14 protein-coding genes are annotated in these 17992 nt (G+C 33.8%); 4 read left to right on the top strand and 10 right to left on the bottom strand.

Annotated features, from left to right (window positions below; all coding sequences use genetic code 11):
- The 8 genes from PP176A_RS06285 to PP176A_RS06250 form a co-directional block, all read right to left on the bottom strand.
- Positions 1–863: ABC transporter transmembrane domain-containing protein (locus PP176A_RS06285; RefSeq protein ID WP_159429044.1), on the bottom strand; the 863-nt coding region annotated here is incomplete at its 3' end.
- 21 nt (positions 864–884) lie between these two features.
- Positions 885–2246 carry a radical SAM protein gene (locus PP176A_RS06280; protein WP_071139598.1) on the bottom strand — a complete coding sequence of 454 codons (1362 nt, stop codon included), beginning with the start codon at positions 2244–2246 and terminating at the stop codon, positions 885–887.
- A gap of 1166 nt (positions 2247–3412) precedes the next feature.
- On the bottom strand, positions 3413–3613 hold the full coding sequence (gene rpmE / locus PP176A_RS06275; RefSeq protein WP_071139597.1) for a 50S ribosomal protein L31: 201 nt from the start codon (positions 3611–3613) through the stop codon (positions 3413–3415).
- Positions 3614–3895: 282 nt separating this feature from the next.
- Entirely contained in the window at positions 3896–5263 is a 1368-nt protein-coding gene (gene rho / locus PP176A_RS06270) for a transcription termination factor Rho (RefSeq protein WP_071139596.1), read from the bottom strand.
- Between the two features lie 117 nt (positions 5264–5380).
- Positions 5381–6349, bottom strand: coding sequence for a class II fructose-bisphosphatase (gene glpX, locus PP176A_RS06265; protein WP_071139595.1), 969 nt, complete (start codon positions 6347–6349; stop codon positions 5381–5383).
- 12 nt (positions 6350–6361) lie between these two features.
- The gene (gene fsa, locus PP176A_RS06260) at positions 6362–7009 is read right to left on the bottom strand and encodes a fructose-6-phosphate aldolase (RefSeq protein WP_071139594.1); all 648 of its coding nucleotides are present in this window, start codon (positions 7007–7009) and stop codon (positions 6362–6364) included.
- 187 nt (positions 7010–7196) lie between these two features.
- Positions 7197–8018, bottom strand: coding sequence for a 3-keto-5-aminohexanoate cleavage enzyme (locus tag PP176A_RS06255; protein ID WP_071139593.1), 822 nt, complete (start codon positions 8016–8018; stop codon positions 7197–7199).
- Positions 8019–8038: 20 nt separating this feature from the next.
- A complete protein-coding gene (locus PP176A_RS06250) occupies positions 8039–8422 on the bottom strand; it encodes a 3-aminobutyryl-CoA ammonia lyase (RefSeq protein WP_071139592.1) in 384 nt (127 codons plus the stop codon).
- 257 nt (positions 8423–8679) lie between these two features.
- Here PP176A_RS06250 and gdhA point away from each other — a divergent pair, with 257 nt between their 5' ends.
- From gdhA to PP176A_RS06230, 4 genes are all read left to right on the top strand, one after another.
- Positions 8680–10014: an NADP-specific glutamate dehydrogenase gene (gene gdhA / locus PP176A_RS06245; RefSeq protein WP_071139591.1), complete on the top strand. Its 1335-nt coding sequence runs from the start codon at positions 8680–8682 to the stop codon at positions 10012–10014.
- A gap of 193 nt (positions 10015–10207) precedes the next feature.
- On the top strand, positions 10208–10921 hold the full coding sequence (locus PP176A_RS06240) for an ABC transporter ATP-binding protein (RefSeq protein ID WP_143037655.1): 714 nt from the start codon (positions 10208–10210) through the stop codon (positions 10919–10921).
- A gap of 3 nt (positions 10922–10924) precedes the next feature.
- Positions 10925–12964, top strand: coding sequence for a COG1361 S-layer family protein (locus tag PP176A_RS06235; protein WP_071139590.1), 2040 nt, complete (start codon positions 10925–10927; stop codon positions 12962–12964).
- Positions 12957–14324 carry an ABC transporter permease gene (locus tag PP176A_RS06230; protein ID WP_071139589.1) on the top strand — a complete coding sequence of 456 codons (1368 nt, stop codon included), beginning with the start codon at positions 12957–12959 and terminating at the stop codon, positions 14322–14324. Before PP176A_RS06235 ends, PP176A_RS06230 begins: the two co-directional genes overlap by 8 nt.
- Positions 14325–14389: 65 nt before the next feature.
- On the opposite strand, the gene PP176A_RS06225 is transcribed toward PP176A_RS06230, so the two are convergent.
- Positions 14390–16234 carry an S-layer homology domain-containing protein gene (locus PP176A_RS06225; protein ID WP_071139588.1) on the bottom strand — a complete coding sequence of 615 codons (1845 nt, stop codon included), beginning with the start codon at positions 16232–16234 and terminating at the stop codon, positions 14390–14392.
- A 101-nt stretch (positions 16235–16335) separates the two neighbouring features.
- Positions 16336–17949 (bottom strand): CTP synthase, encoded by a 1614-nt coding sequence (locus tag PP176A_RS06220; protein WP_071139587.1) that lies wholly within the window; start codon positions 17947–17949, stop codon positions 16336–16338.
- Positions 17950–17992: the final 43 nt, after the last annotated feature.

The raw sequence follows: 17992 nt of genomic DNA, 5'->3' as shown, positions 1-17992 counted from the left end.
AATATTATATTAATTATAGGATTTTTAATGTTATTAGTTAATTGGCTTGCTACAATAACTGTCCCAACAGTTATAATCTTTTTATATGCTAAGTAAATACCCAAAGTCAATACAATGCAGTACATTGAAAATCCTGCAAGTATAGATATAGCCTGAATTATACCTTCTAGTACGGATATTTCTTGCTCTGTTTCTTTCATTTGTTCATTTTTATTTATATATATATCTGAAATTTGTTTATTTATATTATAACTTTTTATTGTTTCAATACCTAATATCGTTTCCTTAACCATAGATATAAAACTTTTAGTATCCTTTGAAAACTCACTTCTTAATAGAGATAATTTTTTATTGGTTAACTTTGGTATCAAAAGAGGTATAATTGAAGTTGCTATCGCAATTAAGGCAATATATATATTTATTGTAAATAAAGTAATTATTGATATGAATAATAGTAAAATTTCTGAAACAATCGATAAAATATGATTGAAATAATTTTCTTCAAGAGTATTGATGTCATTGTTTATTATAGATACATAGTAAGTGCTGGTATTATTTTGAAATTCTGTAATGCTTAGGTTGGATATTTTAGTGAAAACGTCTGCTTTAAAATCCAGCATTATTCCTTTGAGCAACTTAGCTTTAATGACATTGCCGATAAAATTAACCCCTACCCACAATATTAAAATTAAAAAAGATTTTACTAGAATATTAAAAAGACTATTAGTAAAATTATTGTCACTCAACAAATCAATAATATTACCTGCAATAAAAGCTACTCTTACACTCAATAAAGATGATAACAACATAACAATAATTAAAAACATATATAAAAATTTTCTTCTAAAAATATATTTTACCATACCACACATCCCTTATCTCTTTTACTTTGTATAAGAAGCTAAATAATTAATACTTTCTATTAGTTCATCAAATTTACCTTCACTCATATATCTTGCTATCTTATTTAATGTTTCTGTTGTTATGTCTACAATATATGAACATTCATTTATATTTTTACATGCACCAAAATTGCTTTCTTTTTTATACTGACCAATGCATCTAAAACACCAAAATTTTGCTATACAACATTCACATTTGCCTATTGAACATTTTTGTACACTTTTTAATTTATTTCTAATTGATATATAATCATCTGATTGCTCATATGATTTTTCATAATTCCTCAATATATTACCCATATAAAACTCTTCATCGCCAACAAATAATTGACAAGGATATACATTACCTACTTCATCAATAAATAATGACATTGTTCCTGCACCACAGAATTCATTCATACTTACTTGGTTAAAAAAAGCACTTAATGCATCATAAACTTCATTAATCAAGAAAAATTGTTTATTCATTATTTTATCAAATGTATATTCTACTAAATCCTTTACTTCCATTTCATAATCTTTCTTTATATTATCACTTAGCTTTAATTCTTCTATTTCAGTAAATACATTACCTATTCCTATAACTTTTACATGGAAAGCATTATACAAAAATTCACATATTTCCTTTTTTGAATACTTTAAACATGAAGGTTTCGTATATACTGCTGCTAACATACCTACGGAGCCTATATTATCTTGTATTTTTTTTATATTGTTTTCTATAGCCTTATAAGTTCCACCGCCAGTTTTATAAACTCTATTTAAATCATTAATTTCTTCTGGTCCATCTATGCTAATAATTGCTTTAATATCATTTTCTTTTAATATCTCCGTAAGTCTATCGTTCATTATCGTTCCATTTGTAACCATAGAATATTTAATATTTTTATTACTTATAGTATTTATTATTGTTTCTATAGCATCAATATTCATTAAAGGTTCTCCCCCAAAAAAGGAAATTTTTTGTACTGATGGAAATACTTTTTTTATTTTATTTGAAATTTCATATGCTACATTCTTTGACATTAAAGAATCCTTTTTTCCATAATTTCCGTATTTCGCATAACAATATCGACACTTTAAATTACATGTATTGCTTATACTAATTTGAATATTTAATATATTATCGCTATACTTACATGTTTTCTCTTTCCTATTTGATGAAAAAAAAGTATTCTTAATTAAATTATAATCTTTTAACTTTTCTATTTGGGAAGTATCCAAATTATTATACAGACTATTAAATATATTTATTGCATCCTCATTAACTTTATATATGCACAAATCTATAAGATCAAACAAAACGTTATCCTTTAAATATAATCCTACATCTTCGTAATACATTATTCTTATATCCCCCTTCTATTATTTAAATTAATAATTGTACTATGAGAAATTTCTCATAGTACAATTATCGTACTCTTATTACTACCTACATTATTATTTTATTTCTGCTTTATTTCCGCAGCTACCAATCAAACATCCACATGTAGGAGTAACAATTTGATTAACTTTATAATTCATTTTTTCCATACTATTTCACCACCTTTCATTTCCTATTTAAATTAATAAATAATTAAAAAATATTTAGCTAAATTTAGCCAGATATTTTTTAAAAGCTAAATTAGTAACTTTAAATATAAATAATTTACATGATTATATCTAAAAGTTAAATTTATCTATTTTGAAAATTTCGTTCTGTTTTTTTAATGCATGAAATTCTATAATTATATTCATTTATAAAATTTACTTATTTTTCATATTACTTCTATTACACCATGTTATAGTTTGTCCTACATCTTCATATGCTTGATATGTATGAAAATGCCTTAAAATACTCCAATTTATGCATAAACCATTGTATACAAAGTAAGAACTATAATAGACTAAACTTTTTATATTTTAGAAAGGATATTGCTGGATATCTTTTTGAATATAAAACATTTATAAACTCTCTTAAAAAAGTATATATTTTTATAAGATACTATGTTAAAATAAGCTAAAAAATTTATGAACTGCAATATGCTAATTGAAATAAAATATCTTCTATCTTATAATCATTTTATTTTATGGAACCTTCTTCTCTACTTATTTTTGTTTTTTTGAGTTAGATAATAAATAATGTCAAAATAATAACCATTAATAATAAAATTTTAAAACATTTTTACTACCCCTATTAGTTCTAAATGTAAATTTGATTACTTTTATAATATCAAACAAAAATCCTAATGTCAATTGAATTTTAAAAAAATTATTATTATTTTGACTTTTCAATATAATATGAAAAATATAAATTCTTTATATAGAGCAATAACTATGACCGCAGTCCTGGTATTCAGAATATACTCCGCTGTAAATTAGCTTTTCACTGCACATAGGGCAAGTATCAGGATCTTCTTTTATTGGTATGCTCAGTTTTTTGAGGTGCCTCTTTTTATTTAATAGGAAAAGCAGAACTTTCCCATTAAATAAAAGAAGTTAGAGTATAATCTCTAACTTCTTTTCAAATTTTATTTCAAGCCATATTTTTTCTTGAATTTCTCTACACGGCCACCACGTTCCGCAAATTTTTGACGACCTGTAAAAAACGGATGACATTCCGAACAAACTTCTACTCTTAATTCCTTTTTTGTCGATCCTGTCTTGAACGTATTTCCGCAAGCACAAGTTACCGTTGCTTCATAATATTTAGGTTGAATGTCCTTCTTCATTCCCTTCACCTCTCTATGCACAAATTCATACTATAATTTTCAGCTTTATTCATTATAGCATATACTTTTAAAATTTTCAACTAAATACATATTTTAAAATTTTAATAATAGGAAGTTAACTGCATAAAATAACCTTTTTTCATCCTGAAGTTTAATTAAAAGAAATAATAATAAGATTTCTGTCGAAACATTAATAAATCAAGGAAATTAGGACTTTCCCATTGGCATAAGATAAGTTTAAAATAAGTTCGCCAGACAGCACAGAAGAACCGTCCCCTTGTGTTAAATCCACATTTTATTCCTTATAACATCTATAAAATCTTCATTAGATTTAGTTTGCATTAAATCTTCGATTAAAGTTTCAGTTACATCCTGAATGGGAGAATTGCTTAATGCTTTTCTTATACCCCATATGGTCTCCAATTCTTTCTGACTTAAAAGAAGTTCCTCTCTTCTTGTCCCCGACTTGTTTATATCTATTGCCGGGAATATTCTTTTTTCCGAAAGTTTCCTGTCCAAATGTATTTCCATATTTCCTGTACCTTTAAATTCTTCAAATATTACATCGTCCATTCTGCTTCCTGTTTCCACAAGAGCAGTGGCAAGAATAGTTAAACTTCCCCCTTCTTCTAATTTTCTTGCTGCACCAAAAAATCTTTTGGGAATATAAAGGGCTCCCGGATCTAATCCTCCGGATAAAGTTCTTCCTGTTGCGGGAATAGTGAGGTTATAAGCCCTGGCAAGCCTTGTAATACTGTCCAAGAGAATAACAACGTCTTTTCCGTGTTCCACTAATCTTTTTGCTCTTTCAAGGACTATTTCTGCTACTTTGGCATGATGTTTAGGAAGTTCATCAAAGGTAGAATACACTACATCTCCGTTTACGGACCTTTTCATATCCGTTACTTCTTCCGGTCTTTCATCAATTAAAAGAACTATTATTTCAATCTCCGGATGGTTAATAGAAATTGCATTAGCAATTTTTTTAAGAAGAGTGGTCTTTCCCGCCTTAGGAGGAGATACTATCATTCCTCTCTGACCTTTTCCTATAGGCGCCAATAAATCAATCATTCTCATAGAAAGTTCATTTGAAGCTGTTTCAAGAACAATTCTTTCGGTGGGATATACAGGAGTTAATGAATCAAAATCCGGTCTGGAAACTGATTTTTCCGGATTTAAGCCATTTACAGATTTAACATAAAGAAGGGCTTTATACTTTTCTCCGGACTTTGCGGGCCTTGTAATCCCTAATATTTTATCACCGGTTTTAAGTCTGAACCTTCTTATTTGAGATGGGGATACGTATATATCATTATCTCCCGAAAGGTAATTGTCACTTCTTAAAAATCCATATCCGTCAACGTGGACTTCCAATATCCCCTCACTTAAATTTACATCATTCATCTTTTCTATTTCTTCCGTTATTTTTTCAGGAAAATCTTCCTTATTTATCTTTTTAATATCAGCTTCCTCTTTATCTTCAATGTTGTCATTTTTTTTGTCTTCATTGATTTTATCGGAAGCTGTGTTTTGTATAATCAAATTTTCAAGCTCCTCTTTTTTATATTTATAAGGACTTTTAATCCCTATATTTTTAGCTATTTCTCTTAATTCTAATATTTTTTTTCCTTTTAAATCTACTTGGGTCAAACTAACCGACACCTCCAATATTTTTTATGTGTTTTATGTATTTATTGTATATCTATATGGTGGAAAGCATATAAGAAGGAAAGAAAAAAGAAAGGGAATCCCGGAAAGCCCGGGATTTTATTTTGCATATTCCGGTTTCTTATCTAATCTATGTATTGCTTCAATAAATCTAATAGTCCCCGTTTCCGCTCTCATAACCATTGAATGAGTTTTTGCCATGTCATTTCCATAGTATAACACACCTTTTAACAATTCTCCATCAGAAATTCCGGTAGCAGCAAATACTATTTCGTTCCCCTTGGCCAAATCTTCCATGGTTAATACAGTATTAACATTAGCTCCCATTTTTATACATCTTTCTTTTTGAATATCATCCATGGGGTGAAGTTTCCCCTGAAATTCTCCTCCCATACATTTAAGGGCTGCAGCCGCGATTACTCCTTCAGGCGCACCTCCTATGCCCATAAGAATATCCACTCCCGAATGTTCAAATCCCGTAGCAATAGCCGCAGCTACGTCTCCGTCTCTGAATAATTTAATTCTTGCTCCAGCTTCTCTGATATCCTTTACGAGTTTTTCATGCCTCGGCCTGTCAAGCATAGTCACAGTAATATCTGAAACCGATTTATTAAGTGCCTTAGCCACATTCTTCAAATTTTCCTTTACAGGTGCATTAATATCAATTACACCCCTTGCCTTAGGTCCTACAGCAATTTTATCCATATACATATCCGGAGCATGAAGTAAGCAGCCTTTAGGTGCTACAGCTACCACCGATATGGAGTTGGAAAGTCCCTTTGACACAGCTATAGTCCCATCCACGGGATCTACAGCTATATCTACTTCAGGACAGCCCTCCTTGGCTTTTCCTATTTGTTCTCCGATATACAGCATCGGAGCCTCGTCAAGTTCCCCTTCTCCAATTACAACAGTTCCGTCTATATTTATAGTATCGAACATATTTCTCATTCCATTTACCGCCGCTTGATCCACGACATTTTTATCTCCTCTTCCCAAATATCTGGCACTTTCCAAAGCAGCCGCTTCTGTCACCCTCACAAGGTTTAAGGGCAAATTTCTATCCATCAAAATCCCTCCTTATTTCTTAACCAAACCTTCCCAATCTTTAAGAAATCTTTGGATTCCTAAATCTGTCATAGGATGTTTCACCATATTTAAAAATACCTTATAAGGTATTGTTGCAATATCCGCCCCTGCCTTAGCAGCTTCTATAACATGTATCGGGTGGCGAATACTTGCAGCTATTATTTCCGCCTTAATGTCATAATTACGATATATTTCTGCTATGTCCCTTACTATATTCATTCCTTCATTACTTATATCATCCATTCTTCCTATAAATGGACTTACATAAGATGCTCCTGCCCGAGCCGCAAGAAGTGCCTGGCTTGGAGAAAAAACCAAAGTCACATTAGTTTTTATTCCTTCGGATTTAAGTACTTTGACTGCTTTTAACCCTTCTTTTATCATAGGAATTTTAACAACTATATTAGGATGAATCTTCGACAATTCTCTTGCTTCTTTAATCATCCCTTCGCTTTTTAAAGAAATAACCTCCGCACTGATAGGACCATCAACTATCGACGTAATTTCTTTTATAACTTCTTTAAAATCTCTGCCTTCTTTTGCAATAAGAGATGGATTGGTAGTGACGCCACATATAACCCCCCAATCATTTATCTCTCTAATTTCATCAATATTGGCAGTATCTATAAAAAACTTCATTTTTCAACCCTCCTTATATATTTATTATACCATTTTCTTTAAAATTTTGAAAATTAGTTGTTCCGAAAAAACTCTTTCCATCAATAATTCTATACACAGCATAAAAATCCTTCCATAATTAATAGAAAATTTGTTTATCTTACAAAAAGTACAAGGAAAGGCTTCACCTTTCCTCAATAGTCCTATTTTATCCTTTGTACTTAATTCTCAAAATTTTTCTTGCTTCTTCGGGAGTAGCTATTTCTCTTCCAATTTCTTTAGCTATTCTTACTACTTTTTCTACTAATTCTCCGTTTGACTTAGCTAATACTCCTTTAGAAATATAAACATTATCTTCAAATCCTACTCTTGCATGACCACCCATAATTATCCCTACTACTGCCATGGGTATTTGATGCCTTCCTACTCCTGCCACAGTCCATGTTGACCCTTCAGGAATACTTCGCGAAATATATGATAAATCCCTTACTGTTGCATCCATCTGTACTCCCATCACAAAATCAAAATGCATGGGAGCAGATATATATCCCTGTTTATGATATCTGACCGCTAAATCTACCATTCCCTTGTCAAATACCTCTATTTCAGGTTTTACTCCTTTTTCGTTCATAACTTTCGCAAAATTTTTGATTGTATTTTCAGTATTTATAAATATTTCGTCTCCCCCAAAATTAAGGGTTCCACAATCTAACGTTGCCATTTCCGGAAAAAGCTCCACCGGTTGAAGTCTCTCTTCATCAGTCATTCCTACTGCTCCCCCTGTTGATGGTTGAATGATAACATCGGGGCATCTCCTTCTTATTTCCTCCATACATTCTCTAAATCTTTCTTTGTCTTGAGTCGGAGTCCCGTCATCATATCTTACATGAAGATGAATAATACTTGCCCCCGCTCTATATGCCGATTCTGCTTCCTCTCCTATTTCTTCGACAGTATAAGGGACATTGGGGTTATTTTCTTTTGTCACTTCTGCTCCACATATGGCAGCAGTTATAATTAGCTTTTCCATTCTACTGCTTTACCCCCTTATTATTTTCTCTTCTTATCTTTGGGTGTAACACAAGTTCCCACTGCCCTGCAAACAACTATAGGTTCTTTTAATACATCACAAGCTGAGTTGCTGATATCCGGCCTTGCCGCTATAACCTTTCTTGCTTCAAATTTCATTTTTCTCGAACTATTACCGATTTTAATTATTTCTCCGACTGCCTCAATATAATCTCCCGCAAATACCGGAGATAAAAACTCTATCTCTTCATATCCCGCGAAAAGACCTTCATCTCCATCCTGCCTGATTAAAAGTTCCGTTGCCACATCTCCAAACAATTGAAGCATCTTTGCCCCGTCCACAAGATTCCCTCCATAATGAGAATCTCCCGAACTCATCCTTAATCTTATCATAGCCTCACTCATATTTGTACCTCCATCCTCATAATAAACCCTAAAAGACAGTATTATTATATCATAATAAATTATTACTTTCTATACAACAAGATTACAAAAAGTTAAAATATATAAATATGGCTATTTTATCACCTTATGTCAAGTATCACCTATAAACCCCTTTATAATTATCAGGGAACTTATTGACACTTTCTTCATAGTGTGATATTTTACAGTTGTAAAAGCTTTAACAAACTACAAATCATTAATAAAGGGGAGATTTTAAAATGTCACCTATCATTGAGAAGTATATTGAAATTGTTAAAAAAAGGAATCCTGGCGAGATTGAATTTCACGAGGCAGTAGAAGAAGTCCTCGAATCTTTAGTTCCTGTCTTGGAGAAACATCATGAATTTGTTGAAAACGGTATCATTGAAAGACTCATCGAGCCGGAAAGGCAAATCACATTCGCAGTTCCCTGGATTGACGACAACGGAAAAGTTCAGGTAAACAGAGGATTCAGAGTTCAATTCAACAGTGCCATAGGGCCTTATAAAGGCGGACTTAGATTCCATCCTTCCGTATATATCGGAATAATTAAATTCCTTGGATTTGAACAAATTTTCAAGAACTCATTAACAGGGCTTCCTATTGGCGGAGGAAAAGGCGGAGCCGACTTTGATCCCAAAGGAAAATCCGAAAGAGAAGTTATGAGATTCTGTCAAAGTTTCATGACCGAGCTTCAAAGACATATCGGACCCGACATAGATGTACCGGCAGGAGATATAGGTGTAGGCGGAAGAGAAATCGGATACTTATTCGGACAATACAAGAGAATTAAAGGTAATTTCCAAAACGGAGTACTTACAGGAAAAGGAATCGGTTGGGGAGGTTCATTGGTGAGAACCCAAGCTACAGGATACGGCATTATATATTTCGTCAGAGAAATGCTTAAAGCTAATAATGAAACGATTAAAAATAAAAAAGTTGTCATTTCCGGATCAGGAAATGTGGCAATTTATGCATGTGAAAAAGCACAATATTATGGCGCAAAAGTTGTTGCAATGTCAGACTCAAACGGATACATTCTTGATGAAGACGGAATAAAACTTGATACAGTAAAGAAAATTAAGGAAGTTGAAAGAAAGAGAATAAAGGAATATGTAAAATATCATACTAATGCAAAATATGTTGAAGGCGGATGTATATGGGAAATCCCATGTGATATAGCTCTTCCCTGTGCAACTCAAAATGATATAAATGCAGAAAGCGCTCAAAAGCTTATCGACAACGGCGTTTTCGCAGTAGGTGAAGGTGCAAATATGCCATCTACTATTGAAGCCATTAAATTATTCCAGAAGAATAATATACTTCTTGCTCCTGCAAAAGCTGCAAACGCAGGCGGAGTTGCTACTTCGGCTCTTGAAATGTCTCAAAACAGCATGAGACTTTCATGGACCGCAGAGGAAGTTGATGCAAAACTTGACGGAATAATGACAAATATCTTCAAGACTTGCGACAAAGCTTCTAAAGAGTACGGAATGCCTAAGAACTATGTTGCCGGAGCAAATATTGCAGGATTCTTAAAAGTTGCAAATGCAATGATGGCTCAAGGTGTATAACAGTAATCTCGTTTAATATAATAGACCTGAAATACTCCTCTTCGAATAAGCAGATTGAAAAATATAAAAATCCGTTTATGTAAAGAGGAGTATTTTTGTTAATAAAATATGATTGTAACTATTTTGTAGTTTATTCAAAAGGAAAATTATGATAGAATAATCATATATAATATGATGGGAGGTGAATTCTTATTTGACAGAATTGATCAAATTGAATAATGTCCGGAAAGTTTACAGGATGGGAGAAGAAAAAATTGTTGCTCTTAACAATATAAATCTTTCTATAGACAATGAAAAGCTCGTATGCCTGTTGGGCACTTCCGGTTCAGGAAAAAGTACACTTTTAAATATGATGGCGGGGCTTGAAAAGCCAACAAAGGGTGAAATAATAATAAATAAAAAGCATCTGGAGAGAATGAACGAAAATCAGGTAACTAAATTTCGTCAACTATATATTGGTTTTGTTTTTCAATCATATAACTTGATTCCAACTCTCTCTGCCTTGGAAAATGTAAGCCTCCCTCTTATATTTCAGGGAATACCCAAATCAAAAAGAAACAAAGCGGCAAAGAAAATGCTTATAGAAGTGGGATTGGGAAACCGGCTTCATCACAGGCCTTCTGAGATGAGTGGAGGGCAGCAGCAAAGAGTAAGCATTGCACGAGCTTTTATAGGCCATCCACAGATTGTGTTTGCTGATGAACCTACGGGAAACTTGGACACGAAGACTACCATAGAAGTTATGGATCTTATGACTTCCATGGCTAACGAACAAAAGCAGACTTTAATAATAGTTACTCATGATGCGGAAATATCAAACTATGCTCACCAGATCATTTATATAAGAGATGGAAACATAGAAAAGATTATAGAAAATTCAAAAAATAATATTAAGGGGGACGCATAATAAATGAAAAGATTTTTTCATGTATTCTTAGCAGTACTGCTGATAATAACCCAATTTTACGCACCTGTATCGGCAGAAATAGATGAAGATACTTCCAAATTGATGCCCAAGCTCTCGATAATCAGTGACAAAATACCTACGGGGGATGCCGGAAGTAATATTGATATTCCAATAACCATAAAAAATACAGGTTATACTGCAAAGGACGTAGTAATCACTCCCGAAATTGATTCAGCCAGTCCTTTTACAATAAATGACCTGACATTTTCTCAGAGCTTAGATAAAATCGAAGGAGATCGTACTGTAGATGTAACCTTAAAACTGAAAATCGATTCTCTCGCTGCGGAAAAAAATTATCCGATTAAATTAAATTTTCAATTTACTAATTCTTACGGAGATCCCGGAACTTACAATACAGTAGTATATGTAAAGGTCATAAACAGAATTTCGCCGCCAAGACTTATAATAAGCAAAGTAGATATAGGATCAGAGAGTATTGCTCCCGGAGAAACAGTGGAAGTTGGATTCGACATAGCAAACAACGGAACAGAAGAAGCAAAAGATATCAAATTTTCTTTGGAAGGATTAAGTGACGAAGGGTTTGTTATGGGAGAAGGCTCCAACACTCAATACATTCAAAAAATCGCCGGAGGATTTCACGGATACGTTAAATTCAATCTTAAAGCCTCCAGCAAAGCTTCAAGGGGAAGCCACGGATTGGACTTAAAATTCAGCTATAAGGACAGGCAAAACCAAGCCTATGAAGATACCCAAAAGGTATTTATTAACATTGGAGGAAAAGGCGGATCAAATTCCAATCTTTCAATGGAAAATATTGTTTATCCTGATGAGGGAATTACTCCGGAAAAGAATTTTACTATAGGATTTGATCTTGTAAATCACGGGAAATTAGATGCATCTAATATTGTTGTAAAAGTCGAAAGTTCCGATCCTGCAATAGTTCCTAAAACCGCAAGTATCAAAAAAATCATCGGAATTGCCCCGGAAGGAACAGAACATGTAGACTTTGTCCTTTCCCCAACGAAAGAAGCTACAGCAAAAAACTATCCTATAAATATTACCGTTGAATATGAAGATGAATTAAATTTCGGAAAAGACGATGAAAAATATATGTTAACACAATATGTAGGAGTATACGTAGATAAAGAAGACAGCGGGAAAGAAAAGCCAAAACTTATAATAGATAAATACAGTTTTTCACCTGCATTAGTAAACGCAGGAGAAAATTTTGTAATGAACTTATCCTTTTTTAATACCAATAAAGATAAAGCCGTAAGAAATATAAAAATTTCTCTATCTGTAAACGATCAGACAAAGGAAAACGGGAGCAATGTATTCAGCCCCGTAGGAAGCAGTAATACCTTCTACATAGACTCCATAGCCCCTAAGGGAAGAGTTGAAAAGCAGATTACAATGTATACGGTCCCTACTGCCGAAGCAAAAACTTATACCGTTACGGCAACTTTCGAATATGAAGATAACGATGGACAAGAACTTACTGCCACAGAACTTGTAGGAGTCCCAGTCGTTCAAAAATCCAAATTGCAAACAGGAGAATTGACCATTTCGACCGAGGCCTTTGTCGGAACTCCGATTCCCATATCAATTGACTTTTACAATACCGGAAAAGTCACACTTTACAATACAATGGTTAAGCTCGAGGGAGATTTCCAGACAGAAAACGGCAATTACTACTTGGGAAATTTCGAATCGGGAGGAAGCGATTCTTACGAAGGAACTATTATTCCTCAAGCTACCGGCGAAGTAAAAGGAGCTCTTGTATTTTCCTATGAAGACAGCAGAGGAGAAACAGTAGAAGTCAGAAAAGAATTTGCTTTAAATGTTCAGGAAGCTCCTCCGGCTCCGAATCCTGATGAATTACCTCCTCAAGAAAAGCAAAGCAAGAATATATTTAAAACAGCAAAATTCTGGGCAATAGTCATACCTATAATATTAGCAATAATCGTAATTAAAATCTGGAGAAAGAAAAAGAAAGAGAAGGCTATGTCAATAGATGAATAGTTTAGATTTGGTTTCCATGGGAATAAGAAATTTATGGAGGAGAAAATTAAGAACTTTTCTGACGGTTTTAGGAGTAATCATAGGAACCAGCTCCATAATAGTTATGCTGAGCTTAGGATTCGGGATGAGAGAAGCCTTTAATAATCAGATAAAACAGATGGGAAGTGTAAACATTATTACGGTAAGCCAAGGCTACAATGAGATGTATTATGACGGCGGAGTTTCAGTCAGCTCATCAAGTTCAAGTACAGAGAAAAAACTGAATGAAGAAAGTTTGGCTGAATTTAAGAATATTCCTGATGTAACGGCAGTTACACCCATTGTAGAAGATCAAATAAAATTAGTAGACGGAAAGTATAGTACTTATATGTCGTTAAAAGGTATAGACCCCAGTTCGATGAAAGAATTTGACTTTAAAATCGGAGAAGGAAGACTGTTTCAAACCGGAGACCAAGATGTATTAATATTCGGAGGAGGAATGAAACATACCTTTTATGATGAAAACTCACGAAGGCGAAGAGGCCCCAACAAGGAGCCGGAAATAGATCTGATGAACGATAAGATTATAATGACATTTGATATGAACTACGGAAGGAAAAGAAATCCGAATGAATCGTCTTTGAAAAACCAGGATGGAGAAAAGAAAGTAAATTACAAAACTTATAAAGTAAAAACCGTGGGAATTCTTCAGGAAGGTTCTTACGATACCGACTATAACGTATATATGCCCATTGAACAAGTTAAAAAATTAATAAAAGAAAAAAATAAAGCCGAAGGAAATAAAACACAAACAAACGGGAACGAATATCAGACGATCCTCGTAAAGGTTGAAGATATAAGCAAAGTTCAGGAAGTACAGCAAAAAATTAAGGATATGGGATATGAGGCATGGAGTTTGTCGGACGCTCTTGAGAGTTTAAACAAGACTTCAGTTATCATTCAAGCAGTCCTTGGAGGAATAGGCGCCGTATCACTTCTTGTAGCGGCAATAGGAATCGCCAATACAATGATCATGTCCATATATGAAAGGACAAAAGAAATCGGGGTCATGAAAGTAATAGGCGCATCTTTAAGGGATATCAAAAAATTATTCCTCTTTGAGGCAGGAATGATAGGCCTCTTGGGGGGAACCGTAGGAATAGTATTAAGTGAAGTGCTGTCAATTATAATCAATAAAGTAGGAATAAATTTTCTTCAAAACAATATGGGGGCAAGCGCCGACACCCGTATAAGCATCATCCCCATATGGCTGATATTTGCAGCTATGGGATTTTCGGCTTTGGTAGGATTGATGTCCGGATATTACCCAGCTAAAAAAGCAATGAATTTAAGCGCTTTGGAAGCAATAAGAACGGAATAAAAAATACCTCAAAAATGTTGAAATAAAAGCATTTTTGAGGTATTTTTTAAACTCCCTTTAAACCTTTATTTTGCCAATACTATTTTGTCCGCTACAAAATATCCCTTGTCCATATAACCTTTCACAAGAACCTTATCTCCTCCGGTTATGTCGTTTATACTCACAGACTTTCCGTCCATATCCTTAATTGAAATATTAGAAGATAAATTAACATTTAGAGATTCTTGGCTGCCGTTTATTTTAATTCTTAAAAATCCTGCGTCGGCATTTATATATTCAACTTCTCCCATATATTCATTATTCAAAGTTTTCTCGTCTACGTCCACCGATATAATTTCATCGCTTTCCAAAACCAATTTGGCATGATAGCCTAATCTTAAATCATATATTTCACTTAATTTATCCTCAATATTGACGGAAACGTCCTTGGAAACATAATAAGTAATTTTTTCTCCCTCTGAATTAACTATAGTAATTTGAGGTTCTTCTTTTATCAATATTTCACTTATTGTTCCTTCATTTTCTCCTTTTACGGATTTAGCATCTATTCCTGTAACTTTTCCATAGGTCAGAGAAATATTAATCTCGTCTCCTCTTCTTAATTCACTGATATTTGCACTGACAGAGTTTCTTTTTATTGAGGCATTATCTTCCACAGTATATTCAAGCAGTGACTCGTCATCTCTTTCCACCGTTATTTGAAAACCATCCTCAAATTTTTCATCTTTAAGTATTCCCTTTACGGTTCCTGATTTGGTTTCAGCCGAAATACCTACAACCAAATTATTCAATACATGAATATCAACTAAATCTCCTTCTTCCAATGAATACAAAAATCCTTCTTTTCCGTCTAAGGATACCTTTGTATCATTAGATAAGTAAAAAGTCTGAGACTTGGTATTTCCGGAATCATCTTTATATTCAACAACCATACTGGGAGAAGCACCTAAATCAATGGATTTTATAGTCCCTGACAATGACTCATCAGTACTTTCGTTCTTTACGGAATCCAATTTATTTCCGGCAGATGCGGTAATTTTTACTACCATTCCTCTTTTAATATCATCTTTGGTTCCGGTTTTGCCATCCAGCATAATTAAAGTATTAGAAGTAAATTCGTAAGAATCCTTCTTATTCCCCGTATCAATTATAAGAAATTCTCCTGTATTTTCAACTACGGTTCCGCTGATTCCGCTATCGTCGTTCTGAATTTCGGAATTATTCCCCGGAGTCACATTTATATTGCCGTTATTCATTTCATTATAGGCAAGATATAGCATCTTAGCCAAAACTCCTCTTGTTATCTCCTGATTGGGATTAAATTTCCCCCCTGCATCCCCTTCCTTATCGATTATTCCCTTTTCTATAAGAAGGTCGATATAAGGTCTGGCATTAACAGGTATGGTTTCCGCATCCTTATAAGATAATTTAAAAATTCTTCCGCTTGTCTGGCCTTCAATTCCCATAGCTCTTACAAGATACAGGCATACTTCCAATTTTGATGCGGTTTTTGGAGCCCCGTTACTGAAAAACTCCTTTTCTACAATATCTTTGCTTACAATTCCTTTATCCATAATTACCGACATATTGTTCTTTTCATCTTCAGTAAGGTTATAATTCTTTAGAAATTCTTCGTATTTTTCTCGTGCCGACGTAATTTCACTTTGGCCGACATAAAGAAGTTTTGAAATCATCACTACAGCTTGTACTTTATTTACTTTATCGTTAGGTCTAAAAGTACCGTCGTCGTACCCACTCATAATTCCTACGTTAACCATTGTGTCAATATATTTCTCTGCCCAATATCCTTCATTTACATCGGTAAACATCATATCCCCGAAGGCGGTATTGGGAACAGAAATTAAAGATATGCTCAAAACTAATATTAGCGCAATAATATTCTTCTTCATTAAAATAACACCCTCCCTTTCATAAAATATACCTTACAAACTCTCCTATATCATATATTTCTTCATGGAAGATATATTTCCTTCAACAAAAGAATATTTTCTTAATTATCTCTATGAGAATTTTCCTTAGAAGCTTTAATAAAATCTCTAAACAAAGGATGGCATTTATTAGGCCTTGATTTAAATTCAGGATGAAATTGAACGGCCACAAACCAAGGGTGAGCTTTGAGTTCTACTATCTCCACCAATCTCCCATCAGGAGAAGTTCCGCTTATAACAAGCCCATTTTCTACCATTTTATCTCTGAATTCATTGTTGAATTCATATCTGTGTCTGTGCCTTTCATATATCAATTCATCTCCATAAGCGTCCATTGCCTTTGTGGATTTAACTAATTTACATGGATATGCTCCCAATCTCATGGTTCCTCCCAGGGAATCTATATTTCTCTGTTCCGGCATCAGATCTATAACAGGATAAGGAGTATTCGGGTCTAATTCGGAGCTGTGAGCGCCTTTGAGTTTCAACACATCTCGTGCAAATTCAACTACAGCCATCTGCATTCCTAAGCATATTCCCAAATAAGGTACATTATGTTCTCTCGCATATTTTGCCGCATAAATTTTTCCATCAATTCCTCTATCTCCGAATCCTCCCGGTACAAGTATTCCGTCGGAATCTTTAAGCAATTCCTCACAATTGTCCTCATTTACATGTTCGGAATGAACCCAATTTATCTCTACTTCAACTCCGTTAGCTATACCTCCGTGTCTTAATGCTTCCGCGACAGATAAATATGCATCCTTAAGCTCCACATACTTACCTACGAGAGCTATCCTTACTTTTCCCTTTAGATTTTTTGCTCTTTTAACAATATCCTTCCAATCTTCCATATCAAGTTTGCCGCATTTGAGTCCCAAACGTTCTATAACCAGTTGAGAAAGGCCTTCTTTTTCGAGCATCAAAGGAAGTTCATATATAATATCGGTATCAATATTCTGAATAACTTCTCTTGGCTTTAAATTACAAAAAAGAGCTATTTTCTCTTTCATTTCTTTAGAAATGGGTTTTTCCGTTCTTAAAATAAGAACATCAGGCTGGATGCCGATACCTCTTAATTCCTTTACGCTGTGCTGGGTGGGCTTAGTTTTTAATTCCCCTGCTTTTGAAAGATAGGGAACCAAGGTAACATGGAGATACATAACGTTCTCTCCTCCAATTTCACCCTTAAATTGTCTTATAGCTTCCAAGAAAGGTAAACTTTCAATATCTCCTACAGTACCACCTATTTCGGTGATTACTACATCCACTTCTTCATTTTTAGCTGCAGCTCTGATTTTCTCCTTTATTTCATTAGTAATATGAGGTATAACCTGGACAGTTCTTCCTAAATATTCTCCTTTTCTTTCCTTATTTATCACAGACCAATATATCTTACCTGTAGTCACATTGCTGTTTTTATTTAAGCTTATATCTATAAATCTCTCATAATGTCCCAAGTCCAAATCAGTTTCCGTACCGTCGTCCGTTACAAAAACCTCTCCATGCTGATAAGGACTCATTGTTCCCGGATCTACGTTTATATAAGGATCAAACTTCTGAATAGTTACCTTCAGGCCCCTGCTTTTAAGCAATCGTCCCAGACTTGCTGCCGTAATCCCCTTGCCCAAGGAAGAAACAACTCCTCCTGTAACAAATATATATTTCGTCGGCATCTCATCATTTACCTCCTCGTAATTTTATACTATAACTATAGTA

The organism is Sporanaerobacter sp. PP17-6a (assembly GCF_900095615.1).
In the GTDB taxonomy this organism is placed as follows: domain Bacteria; phylum Bacillota; class Clostridia; order Tissierellales; family Acidilutibacteraceae; genus Acidilutibacter; species Acidilutibacter cellobiosedens.
Note: the sequence above shows the minus strand (reverse complement) of the source record. Positions and strands in the feature narration are given on the sequence as shown.